This window comes from Myxococcaceae bacterium JPH2, assembly GCA_016458225.1.
GTDB lineage: Bacteria > Myxococcota > Myxococcia > Myxococcales > Myxococcaceae > Citreicoccus.
The window spans coordinates 371,044-390,929 of sequence record JAEMGR010000005.1 but is presented as its reverse complement, the minus strand read 5'-3'; the positions used below and the strand labels follow the sequence as shown (position 1 = coordinate 390,929).

The window sequence follows — 19,886 nt, the reverse complement described above, 5'->3', positions numbered from 1 at the left end:
GCGCCATGCGTCTGGGCCGAGTCGCCGCCATCGCGCTGCGCCAGTTCTACCTCCTGCGTGGGAGCCCCGCGCGCGTGCTGCCCCTGTTCGCGTGGGTGGCCATCGACATGGTGCTGTGGGGGTTCATCACCCGCTACCTCAACAGCGTCACGGCGTCGGGCTTCAACTTCGTGCCGGTGCTGCTGGGCGCGGTGCTCCTCTGGGACTTCTTCACCCGCGTGATGCAGGGGGTGACGATGGCCTTCTTCGAGGACGTCTGGTCGCGCAACTTCCTCAACTTCTTCGCCACGCCGCTCTCCATCTCCGAGTACGTCACGGGCCTGGTGGCGTCGAGCATCGCGACCAGCTCGGTGGGGCTCGTCGTGATGCTGGTGCTGACGACGGCGGGCTTCGGGCTGTCCTTCTCCGCCTACGGGCTGGCGCTGCTGCCGTTCCTGCTCATCCTGTTCCTGTTCGGCATCGCGCTCGGCGTGTTCGGCAGTGCGCTGGTGCTGCGCTTCGGGCCCGCGTCGGAGTGGTTCGTGTGGCCCATCCCCAGCCTGCTGTCGCCGTTCGCCGGGGTCTTCTATCCGGTGTCCACGCTGCCTCCCTGGATGCAGGCCATCTCGCGCGTGCTGCCGCCGTCGTATGTGTTCGAGGGCATGCGCGCCATCCTCGCCGGTGAGACGTTCCCCGCGTCGTCGCTGGTGTGGGGCACGGGGCTCGCGGTGCTGCACATCCTGCTCGCGTGTGGGTTCTTCACGCGGGTGTACCGGCACGCGGTGCGCACGGGACTGATTGCTCGATACAGCGCGGAAAGTTTGAGCTGAGCGCGGCGTCCGGCCCGCCCGCGGGTCGTGGGTCGCTGCCTGCAATGCGACGGGAGGTGGCGGACTTTCCACTCCTCGCGGCAAGCACCGTTGAGGGCGCACGGGATACGCACTCCCGCCGAGTCCCGCGCAGGCGATCGCACCTGAGACGACGTTGAGACTGTCAGCGCGGATCCGTACCGTGTCTCGCAGATGACGCGTTGGCTCTCGCTCGCTCTGCCGTTGTTCATCGCCGCGTGTTCCGCTCCTGCTCCCGATGCTCCCGCCGCTCCGGGTGCATCCTCCCTGAGAGGAGGCTCTGACTCGCGTTCTCCGCATGAGGATGCGACGGAGGCCAGCCTCCGCGAGGAGCGACCGCCCCCCTCGGGCGACGCTCCGGCGACTGCTGCCACACCGGGCATGCGCGAGCCGAATGGGCCCGCTGCCGTGGCGGGAGCAGATGCCACGGCGGGGGACAGCCATGCGCATCCTGAAGGGGGCGGGCCTGCGCCGTCGGATCCACCTGCCGCGGTAGGTGCACCACAGGGAACAGGTGGGGCGCCTTCGGCTGTGGCGCCAACGGGAGGACCGGGAGCGACTGCGGCCACGACACTGGGCGCTCCTGGCGCGGTCTCGGACGTGGTGGCGGCCTCCGCGGATCCGCATGCGATGGCGGGCGGCACGGCTGCTGCTCCACCGCGCGGCAATGGTGACTTGCTGTCCACCTGGCGCCGCACGGAGCCGCAGTCGGAGTCAGGGCGGCCTCGGGGTGAGCCTTCGCCCGTGGTGGACCTCGCCTCCGAGCCAGAGGGCGCGCACGCAGGTGCGGAGGAGCTGTCCCTCAGCGCGGGCCCTCACGCTTCTGGCGCGTCCCACTCCGAGCAGGAGGAAGCCCTGCCCGGCGAGGACGCTCCCGTCGTCATCACCGAAGACGATGTCCCCATCCTGCCGCTGGGCCCGGATGGAGAGCCCCTCGTGGACGCCGAGGCTCCCGTCGAGTCCGAGGTCCCTCCGTTGGAGCCGGAGCCTCGCGTGGCGACATCGGGCGGGGACGCGGGCGTGGAGGTCATCGCGTATGCCCCCGATGCGGGCTCGCTGCGGGTTCGCCGCTCCATCGCGGTGCGCTCGGCGCCTCGGCAGGACTCGGAGCCGCTGGGCACGGTGGCGCAGGACATGCGCGTGCGCTGGAAGGGTGCCATGCGTGGACCTGACTGCGAGGCGTGGGTGGAGATAGAGCCCCAGGGTTGGGTCTGCGAGCGCTACCTGGAGCCCAACTTCCGCGAGCCCCGTGTGCGCGAGCTGCCCCGTGTCCTGGAGGGCGAGCTGACCCCGGGCATCTACGCGCGCGTGGTGGGCCATCGCGTGCGCGCGTACCCGAGCCTCGGACTCGCTCGCGCGCGTCGCAAAGGCGTGCTCCTGAAGGGCTCGGTGACCGTGAAGTTGAGTGGGCAGGTGAAGGTGGGGCGGCGCACGTTCTGGCGCACCACCGATGGCCGCTACTTCGAGGCGCGCGCGCTGCGCGAGTACCGACCCTCGGACTTCAGCGGGCTTGACGCGGACACGCTCGCCGAGCTGCCCAACCCGTTCGCGTGGGCCCAGTCTCGCGTCACGCCGCGCGCCGCCGTGGAGGTTCGCCGTGCCCCCGATGCGCGGGCCCCTCGCGCGACGCAGCTTCCTCCGCGCACGCTGGTCGCGATGCACGAGCTGTCCGCCGATGGTCGCTGGGTGCGCATCGCCGAGGAGCACTGGGTGGCGCGCGATGATCTGCACGTCGCCTGGTATCTGCCGGCTCCGCCGCAGGTCGAGCCCGGCGAGCGCTGGCTGGACGTGGACCTGGATGCGCAGGTGCTCGTGGCCTACGAGGGCGAGCGGCCTGTCTACGCGACGCTCATCTCGTCCGGCGCTCCGGGCACCGACACGCCCGAGGGCCTCTATCGCATCTGGGTCAAGTTCGCGGAGGCCGACATGCGAGGCCGCACGGGCATGGCCTCGTACACGGTGGCCACGGTGCCGTGGACCATGTTCTTCCAGGGCGACTTCGCGCTGCACACGGCCTACTGGCATGACCGCTTCGGCGAGCCCGTGAGCCATGGCTGCATCAACCTGGCGCCCAAGGACGCACGGGCCCTCTACGCGTGGACCGCACCGGAGGTTCCCCTGGGCTGGTCCATGGTCCATGCGACGCACGACGTCCCAGGCTCCTGGGTGCGCATCCGTGGGCAGTCGCGCGTCATGTCCAAGCCCGGCCGCAAGGTGTCCGTCGCGGTGAACACGCGCTGAGCGGGTACGGCCACAGGGACTTGCTCGGATTAGAGTGAGCCCATGCCCCCCATCTCCACGCTCCTGGTGTTCCTCGCCGCGACGCTCACCCTCAACGTCACGCCGGGGCCGGACATGCTCTATGTCCTCGCGCGCTCGGCCAGCGAGGGACGCAAGGCGGGCTTCGTCTCCGCGTTCGGCATCGCGATGGGTGGCCTGGTGCACACGTTCGCCATCGCGGCGGGCCTGTCCGGCATGCTGATGGCGGTGCCGTTCGCCTTCGCGGTCGTGAAGTACGCTGGCGCCGCGTATCTCGTGTTCCTCGGGCTCAAGTCCCTGTTGAGCAAGGTGCCCGCCACGCTCCAGGCCCCCGTCGTGGAGCGCGCGCGCATGGGCGCCATCTTCCGCCAGGGCATCGTCACCAGCGTGCTGAACCCGAAGGTGGCGCTGTTCTTCCTCGCCTTCCTGCCTCAGTTCGTGGACCCGGCGCGCGGGGCGGTGACGGGGCAGTTCGTGCTGCTCGGCGTGATGTTCAACGTGTCCGGCACGCTGGTGCTCGCGTGCGTGGCGTGGGTGGCGAGCGGGGCGGGGCGGTGGACGAAGCAGCGGCTCGGCGGCACGCCGTGGTTCCAGCGCGTCACGGGCGCGGTGTTCGTGGGCCTGGGGCTGCGGCTCGCGCTGCTGGAGCGAAAGTAGCCGCGCGACGTTCAGCCGCCGAGCACCGACACGGTGACGCGACGCCGGTGGGGCGACGTGCGGTGCTCCCAGACGTAGACGCCCTGCCAGGTGCCCAGGTCCGCCGCGCCATGCTTCACCGGCACGGTGAGCGAGCTGTGCGTCAGCACCGTGCGGATGTGCGCGGCCATGTCATCCGGCCCCTCCGCGTCATGCTGGAACAGCGGATCCCCATCTCGCACGAGCCGCGAGCAGAACGCCTCCAGGTCGCGGCGCACGTCTGGGTCGGCGTTCTCGCAGAGGATGAGCGACGCGCTGGTGTGATGCAGGAACACGGTGCACAGGCCCTGCTTCGCGCCGCTCTCGCGCACCGCCTCCTGCACGTCGCGGGTGATGTCCACGAAGTCGCGACCTCGGGTGGACACCGTCAGCTCCCTCGCGTGGTACATGCGCGCCTCCCGCGTCGCTCGCGCCCGCTACAGCCGCGCCACGAGGAAGGCGGCCAGTCGCTCCAGCTCCTCGGACGCAATCGTGTGGGGCCCGTCGAAAGGTAGGAACTCCATCGCCAGGCCGGCCTCCACCAGCAGGTCGCGCAGCCGCTCGGCCTCCTGGAAGGGCAGCACCGGGTCGTAGCGGCCATGGGCCTGGAACACGGGCAGCCCCTTGCGAGCCGCGGCGCGAGTCCGCCACTCCGGCTCCGCCGTGAGCGTGCCGGAGAGGATGCTCAAGCCCGCGGGAGCCTCCTCCAATCGCAGCGAGACGTCCGTCGTCACCATGGCGCCCTGGCTGAAGCCGCCCAGCACGATGCGGCCGTAAGGAAGCCGAGTGGCGGCGGACAGCGCGGACACGGTGTTCATCACGGCGCGGCGCGCGGCTGGCATCCCCGCGGGCACTTCCTGCGTGAAGCGCGTCCAGTCCCGCTCCTGCCCCATGAGCAGCTCGGGCGGCAGGTGGAACCACGCGCGCCCCGCGGGCATGCCCAACTCGGCGAGCGTCAGCGGCGCGGCGGGGAACACGAAGCGGACGGACTCGGCGAGCCGAGGCTCCAGCGAAGCCAGCTCCGGCGCCAGGGAGACGAGGTCCGTCCCCGGCGCGCCGAAGCCATGGCACAGGACGACGGCCAGCGAGGGCGTGGCGCCCTCGGGCAGCGCGTCCACCACGCGGCACTCCAGGTCACCGAGTCGCGTCGCGACCTGGCGCATGCGCAGGTTCGTCACGGCTGCGAGTCGCTCACCTGGATGGACTGGATGACCACCGGCTCCGCGGGCTTGTCCTGCGCGTCCCGGGCCACGTTGGCGATCTTCTCCACCACCTCGTAGCCCTTCACCACCTCACCGAAGATGGTGTGGCGGCCGTTGAGGTACGCGGGCGTGGAGGTGGTGATGAAGAACTGGCTGCCGTTCGTGCGCGGGCCCGCGTTGGCCATGGCCAGGATGCCCGGCTTGTCGAACGAGTGGGTGCCCTGGAACTCATCCTCGAAGCGGTAGCCCGGGCTGCCCCGGCCCGTGCCGGTGGGGTCGCCGCCCTGAATCATGAAGCCGGGGATGACGCGGTGGAAGGTGAGGCCGTTGTACAGCGGGCGTCCCTCCACGCGCTGGCCCGTGGCCGGGTCAATCCACGGCTGCTCGCCGCTGGCCAGGCCCACGAAGTTGGACACCGTCTTGGGCGCGTCCTTGGAGAAGAGCTTCACGACGATGACGCCCTGGTTCGTCGTCAGGGTCGCGAAGAGCTCCTGGCCCTCCAGGGCCTTCTTCTGCCAGCCCTTGGCGGTGGCGGCGTCGGTGTTCAACTCCACGCTCTGCGGCGCGGTCGTCGTGGACGGCTTGCCCCCAGACTGTCCTTCCTTCTCCTTGTCCTTGGAGCAGGCGGTCAGTGCGAGGCAGAGGAAACCCAGGGTCAGGAGGCGAGTGCGCATGGCGCGCGCATCCTATGCTGCTTTGAGGGCGCGCGCGGCGCGGAATGCGAGGCGGCCTGTCCCTCCGTTCCCGATGGAACGAAGAGGACGCGGCCGTGCGGGGGGACGACAGGTAAAGACAGACACCGCCGGTGATAGCCAGACACCCCGAGTCAGCCCGTGAGGTGTGTGGCAATCCGTCTCAGGCGGCCTTCTTGATGCTCAGGTTCGGGTCCTGGGACTCCGCCTGTGCGAAGAACTCCCAGTCCAGCACCATGCCGATGCCGCCCTTGTCGTTGTAGAAGGCGATGGGGCCGTGCGCGGTGAAGAGGATGAGCGAGTCCTCGATGGCCGTGGTGGCCTCGTGCTCCACGCCGATGGGCTCGTACAGGTAGTCCCCCGTGCGGGTCAGACCCTGCCTGTCTCGAGTGAGGCCCTGGAGCATGAAGATCTCCGCGGCGCCCAGGTGCTTGTGCGGAGCGAAGACGGCGCCTGCCTCCATCTTCAGCATCACGGTCCACACCCCCGTCTCCGCGCTCACCCTCAGCAGCCGGTATGCCGTTCCCGGGCCCAGCGGCTTCCACGGGAGCTCCGAGCTGTGCACCAGGACATCCATCATCTGCCTGTTGGCCATGACAGCCTCCTTGGTTGACCGTCGTGTTGCGACAACCATTCTAACGCTCCAACCAGAAAACCTTGCAAGTTCGGTCAACACGGAATGTGTCGGTGTTTCACGTCAGGCTTCAATCAAAGACATGGAACAGAAGATTTCACGCATGCTGTCCGCCGAGTGACGACGTGGGTCGCATTTTCTCATGCGGTAGCAGGGGAACCCGTGGGGTGCCCGTGACTGAGCGAGCAGGCGAGCGAAAGTGGTCCCATCTTCCGAGCGGAAGTGGACCTTTTGGGGAGACCACTTCGGGACGATAGTGCCGCCCGTTCGTCGTTCCGCCCAGGAGCCCATCATGCGTCCCGCCACCCCGAGTCACACGCCCCACTTCTCCTTCGTGCTGGAAACCCCCGCGGCGTCGCCGGAGGCCGCGCGCGAGCACTTCCTGGCCAAGCTGTCGGTGGAGACGGACGCGGCCGACCTGAAGCTGGACCTGGAGCGCGGGTGCAAGGGCTTCGTCGTGGTGGACACCCGCTCACCCGAGGCCTACGCGCGGCGACACATTCCGGGCGCGCTCAACCTGCCGACGCGCACGCTCTCGGCCGAGACGACGGCGGCGCTGTCCAAGGAGGATGTCATCGTCGTGTATTGCTGGAGCCCGGGCTGCAACGGCGCCACGCGGGCCGCCGTGCGTTTGTCCGCGCTGGGCTTCCGCGTGAAGGAGCTGCTGGGCGGCATCGAGTATTGGGTGAAGGAGGGCTTCCCCACTGAGGGCACGCTGCCGCGCGGCGTCCCGGTGTTCGGGATGCAAGGCGAGGTGTAGCGGCTCGGTCCCGGCTCGGGCTCGGGACACGTTAGGCTCGCGCGACATGCCACGCGGCGCATCTCCCTCGTTCTTCCTTCCCTCGCTCCAAGGGCTGCGCCACGAGCAGGGCCCGCTGCATCGGCAGCTCTATGAGCGGCTGCGGGAGGCCATCCTCACGGGCGGCCTGGCGCCGCGCAGCCGCTTGCCATCCACGCGCGCGTTGGCGGAGCGGCTGGGGTTGTCTCGCAACACGGTGGAGCAGGCCTTCGCGCAGCTCGACGCGGAGGGACTGTTGGAGCGGCGCGTAGGCTCGGGCTCGGTGGTGGCGCTGCCCGAGCACGCCCGTCCGCCGCATGGGGCGACTCGCGCGGCCTCGCGACGCCCGGTGCCCCCGCCTGTGTTGAAGGGGCGGGCGCGACGGGTGTCCGAGCTGATCCTCCCGGAGCAGCCCGCGGACCTTCTCCCGCTCACCCCGTGCATGCCCGCGCTGGAGGCGTTCCCCTTGTCGCTCTGGCGGCGCTCGCTCCAGCGCCAGGGGCGGAGCCAGGGCGCGCGGCTGCTGGCCTATGGCGACGAGGCGGGCTGGCGTCCCTTGCGCGAGGCCGTGGCCGCCTACGTGGCGGCGTCTCGCGGGGTTCGCTGCGGATGGCGGCAGGTGCTCATCGTCTCCAGCACGCAACAGGCGCTGGACCTGGTGGCGCGCCTGCTGCTGGAGGCCGGGGACGCGGTGTGGCTGGAGGAGCCAGGCTACCTGGGCGCGCGCGCCGTGTTCTCACTCGCTGGGGCTCGACTCATCTCCGTTCCGGTGGATGACGAGGGGCTGCGCGTGGAGCACGGCATCGCGCGCGCGCCCGAGGCCCGCTTGGCCTACGTGACGCCGTCCTATCAATACCCGCTCGGCCTCACGATGAGCCTGCCGCGTCGGCTGGCGCTGCTCGACTGGGCGCGGCGCGCGGGAGCGTGGGTGGTGGAGGACGACTACGACAGCGAGTTCCGCTACACGTCCCGTCCGCTCTCCGCCATGCAGTGCTTGGACGACGCGGGACGCGTGCTGTACGTGGGCACCTTCAACAAGGTGATGTTTCCCTCGCTGCGGCTGGCGTACCTGGTGCTGCCCGAGGCGCTCGTGGAGCCGTTCAGTCGCGCGAAGGCCCTGACGGACGGACACACGGCGCCGCTCTCCCAGGCCGCCATGGCGGACTTCATGGAGCGCGGCCACTTCACCGCGCACGTGCGACGCATGCGAGGGCTGTACGCCGAGCGCCGCGAGGCCCTGCTGGATGGCCTTCGCCGCGCGGCCTCGGAGCGCCTGCGGCCGGTGGGGTCGGCGGACGCGGGGATGCATGTGGCCGTGACGCTGGCGGGGCGCGAGGACGATGTGGCGCTCGTTGCTCGGGCGGCCCAGCGCGGGTTGGATCCACGGCCCTTGTCCATCCACTACCTGGGACCCCGGCGAACGCGAGGACTCGTGCTGGGCTTCTCCGGCGTGGAGACCGCCTCGCTGCGGACCGCCGTGGCCACGCTGGCGTCGGTGCTCTAAGTCACAGGCGCGAGGTGTCCGTGGGCTGCCCCAGGAGATGGCCGCCAATCAACTCCAGCGTGGGCGGTGCGACCATGGCGTGCTGGGTGGCCGTGTGGATGTCGCGGAAGCAGCGCTGGAGCGGGCTCGCGCGGAAGACCGCGGTGCCTCCCGCGGCCTCATACATCCGGTCCACCACGCGCGCGGCGCTCCGCGTGGCGTGGGTGAGCGAGAGCCGCAGCTCCGCGCGCGTGCGGACCGAGACCTCCTGACGCGTGGCCTCGTCGAAGGCCGCGTGGATGGTTTCGAGCGCGAACGCACGGGCCGAGCGCAGGGTGGCCTCGGCGTCGGCCACGGCCTCCTGCACGGCGGGGCGCGCGGCCAGCAGTCGCCGCTCCGTGAGGAGCTTCTTCTGGGACGCGAGCGCCACGAGTTCGTCGATGGCCCGGCGCGCGATGCCCAACGCGACCGCGGGAATTCCCAGCGCGAGCATTCCGAACACGGGGAAGCGGAACAGCGGGCGGTCCACGGTGGGACGCCCTGTCATCAACGAGAAGCCGTGAGTCTCGGGCACGAAGACCTCCGTCACCGCCATGTCTCCGCTGCCCGTGCCGCAGAGTCCTGACGCGAACCACGTGTCGTGCAGCACCACGTGCTTCGCGGGGAAGAAGAGCAGCCGGGTCTCCGGGATGCCAGGGGCCTGCATGCGGGGCGTGCCTCCCTCCGTCACCACCACGCCTCCCACGAGCCAGTCACAGTGTTGGCTGCCGCTCGCCCACGTCCAATGGCCCGTGGCGCGGTAGCCGCCGTCGATGCGTTCGGCGCGTCCGAAGGGCGCCGCCACGCCGCCGGTGATGACCTCCGGCGCGGAGAAGATGTCGCGCGCGGCCGACTCGGGCAGCCAGCCTGACGTCACCGCCGTCGCCGCGCCAATCATCGCGCACCAGCCCGCGGATCCATCCGCGCGCGCGAGCAGCTCCAGCGCCTCGAAGGTCCGAGCGGGGTGCAGCTCCAGGCCGCCATAGGCCTCGGGCACCACCGCGCGAAAGAGGCCCGTCTCCGCCAGCGCTCGCACGAGGTCCTTGGGCAGGGTGCGTGCCGCTTCGATCTCCTCCGAGCGCGCGGCCACTTGGGGCGCGAGCGTCTGGAGGCGGGTCCACAGCGGGGTGTCGGAGGGCAGCTCACGGGCAGGGCTCGTCATGCGCGGCAGCCTAGGGGGGCCGTCCGTCCGGTTGCCATGAGGCCACGGAGACACCATGGTGACGCCTCGGTACGAGGGAGGCGCGCATGGGTGTCATCACCAGTCGTCGGATCGTCCTGGCTCGGCACATTCCCGGGCTGCCGGAGCCGGAGCAGTTCCGCCTCGAGTCAGACGCGGTGCCGGAGCCCGGGGACGGTGAGCTGCGCGTGCGCACGCTGTTCTCTTCGTTGGATCCCGGCACGCTCGCGCGGCTGGGCGGCGTGGACTCCTACGCTCCCGCGCTGAAGCCCGGCGAGGTCATCCCCAGCGCGGCGGTGGGCGAGGTGCTGGAGTCACGGCATCCGCGCTACGCGGCGGGCGACCGAGTGGTGGGCGCGTGGGGGTGGCGCGAGCACGCGGTGGTGGGGACTCGCGGGCTGCGCAAGGTGGAGGCGGGCGTGGAGCCGGTGTCCGCGGAGCTGGGCGTGTTGGGCATCCCCGGGATGACGGCGCACTTCAGCATCCTGGAGCTGGGTCGTCCGAACGCAGGCGACACGGTGCTGGTGTCCTCGGCGGCGGGCGCGGTGGGCTCCCTCGCGGGGCAGCTCGCGAAGCGGCTGGGCGCGCGCGTGGTGGGCATCGCGGGCGGCGCCGCCAAGTGCCGCTGGCTGGTGGACACGCTGGGCTTCGACGTGGCCGTGGATCATCGCGCGGAGGTGGACCTGGAGGCCGCGCTTCAGCGGGCCTGCTCCGCGGGGGCCAGCGTCTTCCTCGACAACGTGGGCGGCGCGGTGCTCGACGCGGGCCTTGCGTGCATGGCGATGCGGGGCCGCGTCGTGGTGTCCGGGCTCGTGGCGGACTACGGCGTGCCACCGCGCGAGCGCGTGGGCCTCAAGAACACGACGCATCTCATCACCCGCCGCTTGCGGATGGAGGGCTTCGTGGTGCTGGACCACGCGGAGCGCTTCGCCGCGGCGCGCGCCGAACTCTCGGGCTGGTTGCGGGATGGGAGCTTGCGATACCGCGAGCACGTGGTGGAGGGACTGGACGCCGCGCCCGCGGGCTTCGCGGGCCTGTTCCGAGGCGAGAACTTCGGGCGCGCGCTCGTGCGCGTGGCGACCTAGCGCGCGTCAGCGCGGGATGACCTCCGCCGAGGGCGCCTCCGCGTCCATCGTGACGATGACGATGTCCCGGCGACGGATGAGTGAGACCAACTCGCTGGGGGAGGGCACTCGGGTCGCGCGGACCTCTCTTGCGCCCTCGGGGAGGAACAGCGCCTGTCCTCCCCCCAGGTAGAGGACCGGCACGTGCGCTCCCAACGGCGCTGAGGGGTCGGGCATGAAGACGCGCACGGCTCCGGGTGGGACGGGGGCTGGGGTGTCGCGCGTCTCCAGGGCGCGACGTGCGCTGCGCGCGGGCTCTCGCAGCAGGCGCGGCAGGTGTGGCTCGATGACTCCGAGGCTCAGCAGCATCAGCGGAATGAGAAGGCGCATGACGCTCCTTCGCGCCCGGCGACGAGGCCGGGCGCGTGAAAGTTGACGTGGAGACGGCTGGGACTTTCAGGGGACGCGGGTGACGTCGCACCGGCCAGAGGCGTCGCGCGCCAGGTCCTCGGCCACGGACCTCAGCAAGGTCTTCGACAAGGGCGAGCGGGCTTCGCCATCGTCCGGGCCCTGGGTGAGCCACTCGGCGACTCGGCCCAGGCTCGCCGCGGTCACCACGTGGAGCCGTACGTTGATCCGCACCACCCAGCGCTCATCGGCGGCGGGAGTGGTCTCCAGCGACCAGGCCACGCGCTCCAAATCCAGTGGCTCCGTCGCCGAGGCGAGGGGTCTCCCGTCGAGCACATAGCCTCCGCGCGTGAAGGCCAGCACCTGCGTGAGCACGGCGCCCTCCACCCGCGTGTCGAACCAGAGCGCGCGCTTGCGCAGGAGCGTGAGTTCGACCTCCAGCTTGCCGGCGAGCCCCAGTCGCACCAACCGGTCCAGCTCCGACGACATGAACGAGAAGGCCTGCGATTTCACCAGCACGCGCCGCCCGGACACCGTCGCGACGCAGGCGACATGAGGCTCGTCCGCGCGCGCGTTGGACGCGAGCAGTCCCGTCGCGGCCATCCACGCCGCGCCGAGCCACTGCCCGGTCCGCTTCACGTAACGTCGCATGGGCCTCAGAAGGTCCGCTCGAAGAACAGGCGGGCCTCGGGCGTCGCCGAAGCCTTGTCGTCCGTGCGCCATGCGACGTCGAAGCGCACGCCGTCTCCGAAGTGGAAGCTGCCGCCCGCGCCCAGCCGCGCATCCGTCCAGCCCTCGGTGCCGTGCACCGTGCCCACGTCGGCGAAGAGGCCGAAGGCGTGCCAGCGGTACTCACAGGTGCCGAGCACCGACACGTCGCCGCGGAACTCCTTGAAGCCGTAGCCGCGCAGCGCGGTCCATCCGCCCAGGCTCTCCTGCTTCTGCAAGGGCAGGGCATGACCGCCCGCCACGCGCGCGCGGAGCTGGAGGCCCGAGTGCCACCCCGTCGGAAGCTCCGCCGTCGTGTCCGCCAGCAGCTTCCAGAAGCGAGCATCCGCGCCGTCCGCATTCGGGCCGTGGCCCACCTCCAGCGTGACGAGGCTGCGCAGCGAGAGGCGGCGGTCATCGTCCTCTTCCAGATGGAACAGGGACGTCTCCGGCGTGCGGAAGAGCGAGCCCACCTTCGTCGAGGCCTTGGCCTCGCTGGCGTACTCCAGGCGCGCCACCACGGACTCGAAGCGGCCCTCGCTCACCGGCGAGTTGATGAAGGGCGCGGAGTCGCGACGGAACAGGCTCAGGGGCGGCGCGAAGGGCTGCATCGACTCGTAGCGGTCGTTGCGGTACTCGACGCCGACGAGCGCGGTGTCCGTCCAGCGCACCGTGGCGAAGGCCGCGAGGCCCTTGCGTCGGAAGTACTCTCGGTCCGGCCGGTTGATGAGGAACGAATAGAGCGCCGAGTCGATGTCGCCCATGCGCCAGCGGTCGGCCGTGTCGGTGAAGTCATGCGCCTGCACGCCGAGTTCCGCTACGGCGGCGGCGGGAATCTGCACCTTCAGGCCCGCCAACAGGTTCAGCTTGCGCTGCCGGCGCGTGCCCTCGGGATCATCCGGAATCTCCTGGTGCCGCAGGCGCAGCGGAATGAAGAGCGCCGCGTCCACCGTGGGGTTCACTCGGTTGCGCGGGTCCCAGGCGCGAAGCTGCGTCGTCACGCCGGGCGCGAAGCCCGTCACCTGCGTGTGGACCGGCAGCGGGAGGAGCCGCAGCGAGATGGGGCGCGGGCGCAGGTAGACGACGAGCTTGCGACCCTCCAGCGAGAGGCCCTCCGTGTCCCAGTCCCACGAGCCCTCGCCGAAGTAGCGCGTCCATCTCCACTCGTCGTCCGTCGACTCGTGGGTGGAGTGTCGCGGTTGCTCCTCGGCGATGGCGGCGTGATAGCGCCGGCCGCCGTCGGGGACGGACTCCTCGGTGGCGCGGACCTCACCCTTGTGGTCCAGGCCGTCATCGCCCACGTTCTGCAGTCGGAGGAAAGGCAGCCTCGACTCCAGGCGGCGGGCCGCGCGGCGGGCATCGCTGCGCAGGAACACATCGCCTTTGTTCAACCCGAGGGCCTCGCGCACCTGCGCCGCGGTGTCCGCGTCCACGCCGCGCACGTCCACGTCTTCCAAGCGGCCCTCGTCCACCCGCACGCGCAAGCGGCCTTGGGCATCCAGCTCCGCGTCCAGGTTCGCGAGCAGGTAGCCGTCGTCGCGCAGCTCGCGCAGCGCATGCTCCAGCGCGCGCGGAATTCCTCCCAGCACGAGGCCGGGACGGAAGACGCCGTGCTCCACATGCGCGAGCCACGCGGCGGGTGGCTCGCTGGACGCGCACGGACGCGACACCGACAGGGAGCCGGTTGCTCCGTGGATGCGCAGGGTGGCCACGAAGCCCGCGGGGCGCTCGTCGTCGTCCTCGTCCTCCGAGTCGTCGTCGCGGAGGTCCGCCGTGCGGAAGAAGAGGGAGTCCATCAGCTCGCGGGCCTGCACGTCCTGGAGGCCCTCGAAGGTGACGCTGGTGACGAGCGGGTTCTCCTCCAGCATGACGTCGAGCACCGTGGGGGCGCCCTCCGCCATCTGCACGCGAGGCTCCACGCGCGCGAAGAGTCCCGTGCGGGCCAGCCGATGCAGCAGGACATCCGCCTGTCGCGCATCGACCGCGCCCGCCTCGGGGATGCCCACGAGCGCGCGCACCTGGCCCGCGTCGAGGCGCTGGAGTCCATGCAGCTCGATGCGGCCGACGTCATGCGCGCGGCCATCGATGCTCAGTCGCAGCGGCGCGAGGACCGAGCTGCCCCCGGTGTCCTCGTCGTCGTCCCAGTCCGGCTCGGGGCAGCGGTGCCGGTTCGCCGAACCCCGGACGGAGAAAGACACGGTCGCGCCCGTCTCGTCCGCGCGAGCACGTGCGGTCAGCGTCTCCGCTTCGGAGCGAGTGGCCGGCGTCTCTGTCTGTTCTGAGGGAGCGGAAGTCGGCGCCTCGGCGCGAGCGGCGGGTGCGGAGGCCGGCGCTTCGGGCTGCGCGGCGGGTGCGGAGGTCGGCGTTCCGGGGCTCGCGGGCGTGGCCTTGGGCTGCGCGGAGGTCGGCGCTGCGGGGCTCGCGGATGCGGCCTTGGGCTGCGCGGAGGTCGTTGCTCCGGGGCTCGCGGACGAGGCCGGAGCCTTGGGCTGTGTGGGGGCCGATGCTGGGGCCGGTGGAGCCGCGTTCGGCTGGGACTGCGCGGTGGCCGTCAGCGAGAGGAGCGAGATCAGAAGCGCGGTGCGTTTCATGCGCGACAGAGAGAGCACGGGCCGTTCCAACCGGAGGTTCAGGGCAAGTGCCCGAAAGGACTGGCGAGAGTTCGCCTGCGAGATGTCACGGCCACATCCTGATGTTCCCGCGCGATGTGAGTTCCACATCGGACGTTCCTGAGGGAGTGGGGCCGCGCGGCGTCATCATGCCTCTTCGCTCGTGCCGCCGTAACACATGGGCGGCGGACGACATGAAGGGCAGGGAAGGTCCGAGTGCGCTGCGTCGGGCGCGCTGCACGCTGGGACCCGGGGCGCTCGTGTCGTGGATGATTGAATGACTTCAAGCATTGGGTGCGAAAGCGGGCCCGCGCGCACGCGGTGCCTGTCGAATCTGTTCGAGGAGGCGAGGACTGGCTGGCCTCCCAGCCCTCGCGCTGGTGAGCGCGGGTTAGGTGACGGGGAGCCCCAGCGCTCGGATGCGGCGATAGAGGTTGCCGCGATCCACCTGGAGGATCCGCGCTGCGCCCGCGATGCTTTCACCCTCTTGGAGCGCGGCGCGGATGAGGTCGCGCTCGAAGTCCTCCACGTGCTCGCGGTAGCTCTTCTCGGTGAGCTTCGGGCTCGGTCCTCGCGCGGGTGCGGTCGGCGCGCCGAGCGAGGCCGCGCTCAAGCTCAGCGGGCCCTCGCCGCGCAGGAGGTTGGCGCGCTCGACGACGTTGCGCAGCTCGCGCACGTTGCCGGGCCAGGGATAGGCGCGCAGCGCGGCCTCTGCTCCCGGCTGGAGTTCAAGGGACACGTGATGGCCCGCGAACTCCGCCGCGAAGGCGCGGGCCAGCGGCAACAGGTCCTCCAGTCGCTCGCGCAGCGGCGGAACCTGGAGCGGCAGGACATTGAGGCGGAAGAGCAGGTCCTGTCGGAAGCGGCCTTCCTTCACGCCTCGGGACAGGTCCTGGTGCGTGGCCGCGAGGATGCGCACGTCCACCGGCACGGGCGTCGTTCCGCCCAGCCGCTCCACTTCCTTCGTCTCCAGGACGCGCAAGAGCTTGGCCTGAAGCTCCAGCGGCATGTCTCCGATTTCATCGAGCAGCAGCGTGCCGCCCTGGGCCTGCTCGATGCGGCCCACGCGCCGAGACAGCGCGCCGGAGAACGCTCCCTTCTCGTGGCCGAACAGCTCGCTCTCCAGCAACGTGGCGGGGATGGCCGCGCAGTTGACGGCGACCAGTCGCCCCTTGCGTCCCGAGGCGAGGTGCAACGCGCGCGACACGCGCTCCTTGCCCGTGCCCGTCTCGCCGGTGATCAGCACCGCGGTGTCGCGAGGCCCCACGCGCGTGATGAGCTGTCGCAGCGACTCCATGGCGGGACTGTCCCCCACGAGGTGCCCGGGTCGAGCCAGCTCACCGAGCAGCCGCTCGCGCTCCTCGCGCAGGGTGTCCAACGCCAGCGCGTTGCGCAGGGCGGTGAGGAGCCGCTCGGGGGACGGCGGCTTCTCCACGAAGTCGGTGGCGCCCAGCTTCAGGGCCTGCACCGCCTCGGCGGGAGAGGCTTCACCGGACAGGACGACCACGGGCGCGGGCAGGGGCCGAGGCAGGCGCGCGAGCAGCTCCAGGCCCGTCTCTCCGGGCATGCGCAGGTCCAACAACATCAGCGCGGGCGGAGGCGTGGACGCATCGAGCAGGAGGCGCGAGGCCTCGGCGGCGGACGAGGCTTCGAGGACGGTGAAGCCCTCGTCCCCCAACAGCCCGCGCAGGGCCTTGAGGACGCCGGAGTCATCATCGACGACGAGAACGCGAAGGCCGGGCTTCATGCGAGGGGCGTGGGCGGAGAGAGGGGGAGGTCCACCAGCGCCAGCGTACCGCCCTCGGGTGAGGGCTCCAGGCGCAACACGCCGCCGTGCTCGTGGACGATTTTCTGCGCGATGGGCAAGCCCAGTCCGCTGCCCTCGGGCTTGGTGCTGAAGAGTCCGCGGGTGAGCGCGGGGCCTTCCACCACATGCGGGATGCCGGGGCCCCGGTCGTGGATGATGACGCGCACCGCGCGAGCGTCACGCGGCTCGATGCGCACGCGCACGGGGCCCGCGCCGGGCAGCGAGGCCTCGGTGGCGTTCTTCACGAGATTGCCGAAGAGGCGGCGCAGGCCATCGGGGTCGGCGTGCAGCGCGGTGTCCTCATCCGAGAGCAGCTCCACCGGAACGGGCGAGGTGCCCTGATAGAGCGCGCACACCTCGGCGAGCAGCGGCCTCAGCGCGACGGGCTGGAAGCGCGCGGCCGGCAGTCTCGCGAAGGTGGAGAAGCTCTGCGTCATGCGCATCAGGAGGTCCACCTCTTCCTGGAGGAGGGCCACGGCCTCGGCGATGCGGGTGGGGTCGGGGGCGGTGCTCGCATCCGTCCGGGACAGACGCGCGAGCGACAACTTCATTGCCGTGAGCGGATTCTTCAGCTCGTGTGCGAGCGCGCGGGCCACGTCCTGCCACGCGGCGATCTGCTCGGCGGCGCGGAGGCGATCTCGCTGGGCGAGCAGCTCCTGGCCCATGTGGTTGAAGCGCGCGAGGAGGAACTGAAGCTCGTCGCGTGGAGGCTCCGGGGTGGGCAGTCGAACGCCCAGGTCTCCGCGCGCGTAGGCCCACATACCGTCGGTGAGCGTGACGATGGGGCGGGTGAGGGCGCGGCCCAGCAGCACGGCCGCCCCCGCGAGCAGCACGGCCGCGACGAGCACGAGGCCCGCGATGAACGCGGGGACCCTCCGCGCGAGGGCGCGCCGTGCCAGCTCCGCCTGCGCGAGGTTGAGCCGCGCTTCGCGCAGCGCATCTTGAGGAAGCCCTCGCGCATCCATCTCGGAGGCGACGTCCTCCAGCACGCGCTCCACGGGCGCGATGGACACGGAGAGCACGCGCTCCAGCGCACCCTGCGCGAGCAGGCCCAAGAGGACGAGGGGAACGAGCCCCGTCACGAGCATCACCGCGAGCAACCGCCGCCGGAAACGCAGGGGCGGCCGCTCGGGCCCGGGCACGCCCGGTTCGAGGTTCGCAGTGGAGGACGCGGAGAGCGACGGAGGGCCGCGCATGATGGGCCGTTCATACCTCACCCGCGCGCGCGTGGCCCTGTTGGGTGACAGTCTCCTGGTACTGGAGTCGGACGCTCGGGGCGGTCCAGCATCCGGCACGCCCTCGCTCCAGTGGTAGCCATTCCCGACGAGAATGAATACAGGTCGAGGGACCATGTCTCGACTCCTTCTCGTCTCGAACCGACTGCCCGTCACCGTCAAGGTGGAGAAGGAGAGCGTCTCCGTGGTGCGCAGCGCCGGTGGCCTGGCCACGGGCCTGAGTCGGCCCCACGCGCGCTCCGAGGGCATGTGGCTTGGCTGGCCTGGCGACGTGTCGCGCCTGTCGCCGCAGCAGCGCGGACAGGTGGAGTCCCAGCTCGCGGCGCAGCGCTGCGTGCCGCTGTACCTGTCCGCCAGCGAAGTGAGCCGCTACTACGAGGGCTACTCGAACCGGGTCCTCTGGCCGCTGTGTCACTACCTGCTCGACCGCATCCCCCGCCAGGACCGCGACTGGGACACCTATCGCAAGGTCAACGAGCGCTTCGCGGACCTGGTCGCGCGCCACTATCAGCCCGGGGACACGGTCTGGGTGCACGACTACCAGCTCATGCTGGTGCCCGGCTTGCTGCGCCAGCGCCTGCCCGAGGCGCGCATCGGTTACTTCCACCACATCCCGTTCCCATCCTCTGAAATCTTCCGCACGCTGCCGCACCGCGAGGAACTCCTGCGCGGCTTGCTCGGCGCGGACCTCATCGGCTTCCACACGGTGAGCTACGTGCGGCACTTCTCGGGCTCGCTGACGCGGCAGCTCGGCCTGGACACGGACATCGACTGTGTCCACTGGCAGGGGCGCCAGGTGCGGGTGGGCGCGTTCCCCATGGGCATCGACGCGGCGGCCTTCGAGTCACTGGCGAAGGACCCCGGCGTCCTCCAGGAGGTGACGTCCATCCGCAGTCGGGCGCAGGGGCAGCGCATCCTGCTGGGCATCGATCGGCTCGACTACACGAAGGGCATTCCGCGGCGGTTGCTCGCGGTGCAGCGCCTGTTGGAGCGCGAGCCCGCGTGGCGCTCGCGGCTGCGCTTCATCCAGGTGGCGGTGCCGAGCCGCACGCAGGTGGACGCCTACGCCGCGTATCGCGAGACGGTGGACGAACTCGTGGGGCGCATCAACGGCCTCTACGGCACGGTGGACAACGTGCCCGTGCACTACCTCTACCGCTCCGTGGGCGAGCGGCAGCTCACCGGCCTCTACCGCGCCGCGGACGTCATGCTGGTGACGCCCGTGCGCGACGGCATGAACCTGGTGGCCAAGGAGTTCTGCGCGGCGCGTCCGGATGAGGATGGCGTGCTGGTGCTGAGCGAGTTCGCCGGCGCCGCCGCCGAGCTGCGCGAGGCCGTGGTCATCAATCCGTACGACGTGGAGGCCATGGCGGACGCCATCGAGCTAGCGCTGGAGATGGGCGAGGATGAGCGCCGCGCCCGCATGCGCGCCCTGCGCGAGCAGGTGAAGACCCGCGACGTGCACTGGTGGGTGAACGCCTTCCTGGAGCGCCTGCAGTCCCTGCCCGCCGTCACGGCGAGGGCGCGTCCGGAGAGCGGCGCCGAGGCGCTCGCGCGCATGCGGGCCGCGCCGCACCTGGTGCTCCTCCTGGACTACGACGGGACGCTGGTGGGCTTCGCGCCCACGCCGGAGCAGGCCTCGCCGGACGCGGAGTTGATGACCTTGTTGGAGCAACTGGCCACGCGGCCGAACACGTCCGTGCACGTGGTGAGCGGTCGGCCTCGCGAGACGCTGGAGGCATGGTTCGGACACCTGCCGCTGGGCCTGCACGCCGAGCACGGCCTGTGGACGCGCGAGGGGCCCGGGAAGTCGTGGGCGATGCTGCCGGGCGCGGCCTTCGAGTGGAAGGACCGCGCCAGGCCCGTGCTCAAGTCCTTCGCGGAGCGGGTGCCGGGCTCGTTCGTGGAGGAGAAGACCGCGTCGCTCGCGTGGCACTACCGACTGGTCGACCCGGAGTTCGGTGCGCTCCAGTCTCGCGAGCTGCGCCTGCACCTGTACGAAGTCTTCGCGCAGGAGCCCATGGACATCCTCCCCGGCGACAAGGTGGTGGAGGTGCGGCCGCGCGGCGTGCACAAGGGCCGCGTGGTGACGTCCATCCTGGATGGCCAACCCGACGACGCCCTGGTGGTGGCCGCCGGAGATGACCGCACGGACGAGGACCTCTTCGCCGCCGTGCCCGAGGGCGGGCTGACGATTCACGTGGGCAACAAGCCCACGCGCGCGGCGTACCGTCAGGAGGGACCCGTGGAGCTGCGGCGCCTGCTCGCGGGGCTGCTCACCTGAGC

17 protein-coding genes are annotated in these 19,886 nt (G+C 71.0%); 7 read left to right on the top strand and 10 right to left on the bottom strand.

Going from position 1 to position 19,886, the window contains the following annotated elements:
- The first annotated feature begins 5 nt into the window (after positions 1–5).
- The 3 genes from JGU66_10520 (at position 6) to JGU66_10510 (ending at position 3,743) form a co-directional block, all read left to right on the top strand.
- Positions 6–809: an ABC transporter permease gene (locus JGU66_10520; GenBank protein ID MBJ6761198.1), complete on the top strand. Its 804-nt coding sequence runs from the start codon at positions 6–8 to the stop codon at positions 807–809.
- 648 nt (positions 810–1,457) lie between these two features.
- Positions 1,458–3,068, top strand: a complete 1,611-nt coding sequence (locus JGU66_10515; GenBank protein MBJ6761197.1) for a L,D-transpeptidase family protein — start codon at positions 1,458–1,460, stop codon at positions 3,066–3,068.
- Positions 3,069–3,110: 42 nt separating this feature from the next.
- Entirely contained in the window at positions 3,111–3,743 is a 633-nt protein-coding gene (locus JGU66_10510; GenBank protein ID MBJ6761196.1) for a LysE family translocator, read from the top strand.
- Positions 3,744–3,754: 11 nt separating this feature from the next.
- Here the strand turns inward: JGU66_10510 and JGU66_10505 are convergent, their stop codons facing one another.
- From JGU66_10505 to JGU66_10490, 4 genes are all read right to left on the bottom strand, one after another.
- The gene (locus tag JGU66_10505) at positions 3,755–4,171 is read right to left on the bottom strand and encodes a YjbQ family protein (protein MBJ6761195.1); all 417 of its coding nucleotides are present in this window, start codon (positions 4,169–4,171) and stop codon (positions 3,755–3,757) included.
- Positions 4,172–4,198: 27 nt separating this feature from the next.
- On the bottom strand, positions 4,199–4,924 hold the full coding sequence (locus JGU66_10500; protein MBJ6761194.1) for a phospholipase: 726 nt from the start codon (positions 4,922–4,924) through the stop codon (positions 4,199–4,201).
- 11 nt (positions 4,925–4,935) lie between these two features.
- A complete protein-coding gene (locus tag JGU66_10495) occupies positions 4,936–5,637 on the bottom strand; it encodes a peptidylprolyl isomerase (GenBank protein MBJ6761193.1) in 702 nt (233 codons plus the stop codon).
- 181 nt (positions 5,638–5,818) lie between these two features.
- Positions 5,819–6,250, bottom strand: coding sequence for a 2,4'-dihydroxyacetophenone dioxygenase family protein (locus JGU66_10490; GenBank protein MBJ6761192.1), 432 nt, complete (start codon positions 6,248–6,250; stop codon positions 5,819–5,821).
- A gap of 331 nt (positions 6,251–6,581) precedes the next feature.
- On the opposite strand from JGU66_10490, the gene JGU66_10485 reads away from it, so the two are divergent.
- Both JGU66_10485 and JGU66_10480 read left to right on the top strand, forming a co-directional pair.
- Positions 6,582–7,049 (top strand): rhodanese-like domain-containing protein, encoded by a 468-nt coding sequence (locus JGU66_10485; GenBank protein ID MBJ6761191.1) that lies wholly within the window; start codon positions 6,582–6,584, stop codon positions 7,047–7,049.
- Positions 7,050–7,095: 46 nt separating this feature from the next.
- Positions 7,096–8,571, top strand: coding sequence for a PLP-dependent aminotransferase family protein (locus tag JGU66_10480; GenBank protein ID MBJ6761190.1), 1,476 nt, complete (start codon positions 7,096–7,098; stop codon positions 8,569–8,571).
- 1 nt (position 8,572) lies between these two features.
- On the opposite strand, the gene JGU66_10475 is transcribed toward JGU66_10480, so the two are convergent.
- Positions 8,573–9,751 (bottom strand): acyl-CoA dehydrogenase family protein, encoded by a 1,179-nt coding sequence (locus JGU66_10475; GenBank protein ID MBJ6761189.1) that lies wholly within the window; start codon positions 9,749–9,751, stop codon positions 8,573–8,575.
- An 86-nt stretch (positions 9,752–9,837) separates the two neighbouring features.
- Between JGU66_10475 and JGU66_10470 the strand changes: the two genes are divergently transcribed.
- Positions 9,838–10,854, top strand: a complete 1,017-nt coding sequence (locus JGU66_10470) for an NADP-dependent oxidoreductase (protein MBJ6761188.1) — start codon at positions 9,838–9,840, stop codon at positions 10,852–10,854.
- 6 nt (positions 10,855–10,860) lie between these two features.
- On the opposite strand, the gene JGU66_10465 is transcribed toward JGU66_10470, so the two are convergent.
- The 5 genes from JGU66_10465 to JGU66_10445 all read right to left on the bottom strand — a co-directional run bounded on the left by JGU66_10465 (position 10,861) and on the right by JGU66_10445 (position 17,561).
- The gene (locus JGU66_10465) at positions 10,861–11,223 is read right to left on the bottom strand and encodes a hypothetical protein (GenBank protein MBJ6761187.1); all 363 of its coding nucleotides are present in this window, start codon (positions 11,221–11,223) and stop codon (positions 10,861–10,863) included.
- 66 nt (positions 11,224–11,289) lie between these two features.
- Positions 11,290–11,892, bottom strand: coding sequence for a hypothetical protein (locus JGU66_10460; GenBank protein MBJ6761186.1), 603 nt, complete (start codon positions 11,890–11,892; stop codon positions 11,290–11,292).
- Between the two features lie 5 nt (positions 11,893–11,897).
- Complete coding sequence (locus JGU66_10455; GenBank protein MBJ6761185.1) at positions 11,898–14,147, bottom strand: hypothetical protein; 2,250 nt, start codon at positions 14,145–14,147, stop codon at positions 11,898–11,900.
- 802 nt (positions 14,148–14,949) lie between these two features.
- Positions 14,950–16,305 (bottom strand): sigma-54-dependent Fis family transcriptional regulator, encoded by a 1,356-nt coding sequence (locus JGU66_10450; protein ID MBJ6761184.1) that lies wholly within the window; start codon positions 16,303–16,305, stop codon positions 14,950–14,952.
- Entirely contained in the window at positions 16,302–17,561 is a 1,260-nt protein-coding gene (locus tag JGU66_10445) for a HAMP domain-containing protein (GenBank protein ID MBJ6761183.1), read from the bottom strand. Before JGU66_10445 ends, JGU66_10450 begins: the two co-directional genes overlap by 4 nt.
- Positions 17,562–17,715: 154 nt before the next feature.
- Between JGU66_10445 and JGU66_10440 the strand changes: the two genes are divergently transcribed.
- Positions 17,716–19,884, top strand: a complete 2,169-nt coding sequence (locus JGU66_10440) for a bifunctional alpha,alpha-trehalose-phosphate synthase (UDP-forming)/trehalose-phosphatase (protein MBJ6761182.1) — start codon at positions 17,716–17,718, stop codon at positions 19,882–19,884.
- The last annotated feature ends 2 nt before the right edge of the window (positions 19,885–19,886 follow it).

Coding starts and splice junctions, on each gene's coding strand:
- JGU66_10520 (MBJ6761198.1), top strand. CDS start 6: ATGCGTCTGGGCCGAGTCGCCGCCATCGCGCTGCGCCAGTTCTACCTC.
- JGU66_10515 (MBJ6761197.1), top strand. CDS start 1,458: ATGGCGGGCGGCACGGCTGCTGCTCCACCGCGCGGCAATGGTGACTTG.
- JGU66_10510 (MBJ6761196.1), top strand. CDS start 3,111: ATGCCCCCCATCTCCACGCTCCTGGTGTTCCTCGCCGCGACGCTCACC.
- JGU66_10505 (MBJ6761195.1), bottom strand. CDS start 4,171: ATGTACCACGCGAGGGAGCTGACGGTGTCCACCCGAGGTCGCGACTTC.
- JGU66_10500 (MBJ6761194.1), bottom strand. CDS start 4,924: ATGCGCCAGGTCGCGACGCGACTCGGTGACCTGGAGTGCCGCGTGGTG.
- JGU66_10495 (MBJ6761193.1), bottom strand. CDS start 5,637: ATGCGCACTCGCCTCCTGACCCTGGGTTTCCTCTGCCTCGCACTGACC.
- JGU66_10490 (MBJ6761192.1), bottom strand. CDS start 6,250: ATGGCCAACAGGCAGATGATGGATGTCCTGGTGCACAGCTCGGAGCTC.
- JGU66_10485 (MBJ6761191.1), top strand. CDS start 6,582: ATGCGTCCCGCCACCCCGAGTCACACGCCCCACTTCTCCTTCGTGCTG.
- JGU66_10480 (MBJ6761190.1), top strand. CDS start 7,096: ATGCCACGCGGCGCATCTCCCTCGTTCTTCCTTCCCTCGCTCCAAGGG.
- JGU66_10475 (MBJ6761189.1), bottom strand. CDS start 9,751: ATGACGAGCCCTGCCCGTGAGCTGCCCTCCGACACCCCGCTGTGGACC.
- JGU66_10470 (MBJ6761188.1), top strand. CDS start 9,838: ATGGGTGTCATCACCAGTCGTCGGATCGTCCTGGCTCGGCACATTCCC.
- JGU66_10465 (MBJ6761187.1), bottom strand. CDS start 11,223: ATGCGCCTTCTCATTCCGCTGATGCTGCTGAGCCTCGGAGTCATCGAG.
- JGU66_10460 (MBJ6761186.1), bottom strand. CDS start 11,892: ATGCGACGTTACGTGAAGCGGACCGGGCAGTGGCTCGGCGCGGCGTGG.
- JGU66_10450 (MBJ6761184.1), bottom strand. CDS start 16,305: ATGAAGCCCGGCCTTCGCGTTCTCGTCGTCGATGATGACTCCGGCGTC.
- JGU66_10445 (MBJ6761183.1), bottom strand. CDS start 17,561: ATGCGCGGCCCTCCGTCGCTCTCCGCGTCCTCCACTGCGAACCTCGAA.
- JGU66_10440 (MBJ6761182.1), top strand. CDS start 17,716: ATGTCTCGACTCCTTCTCGTCTCGAACCGACTGCCCGTCACCGTCAAG.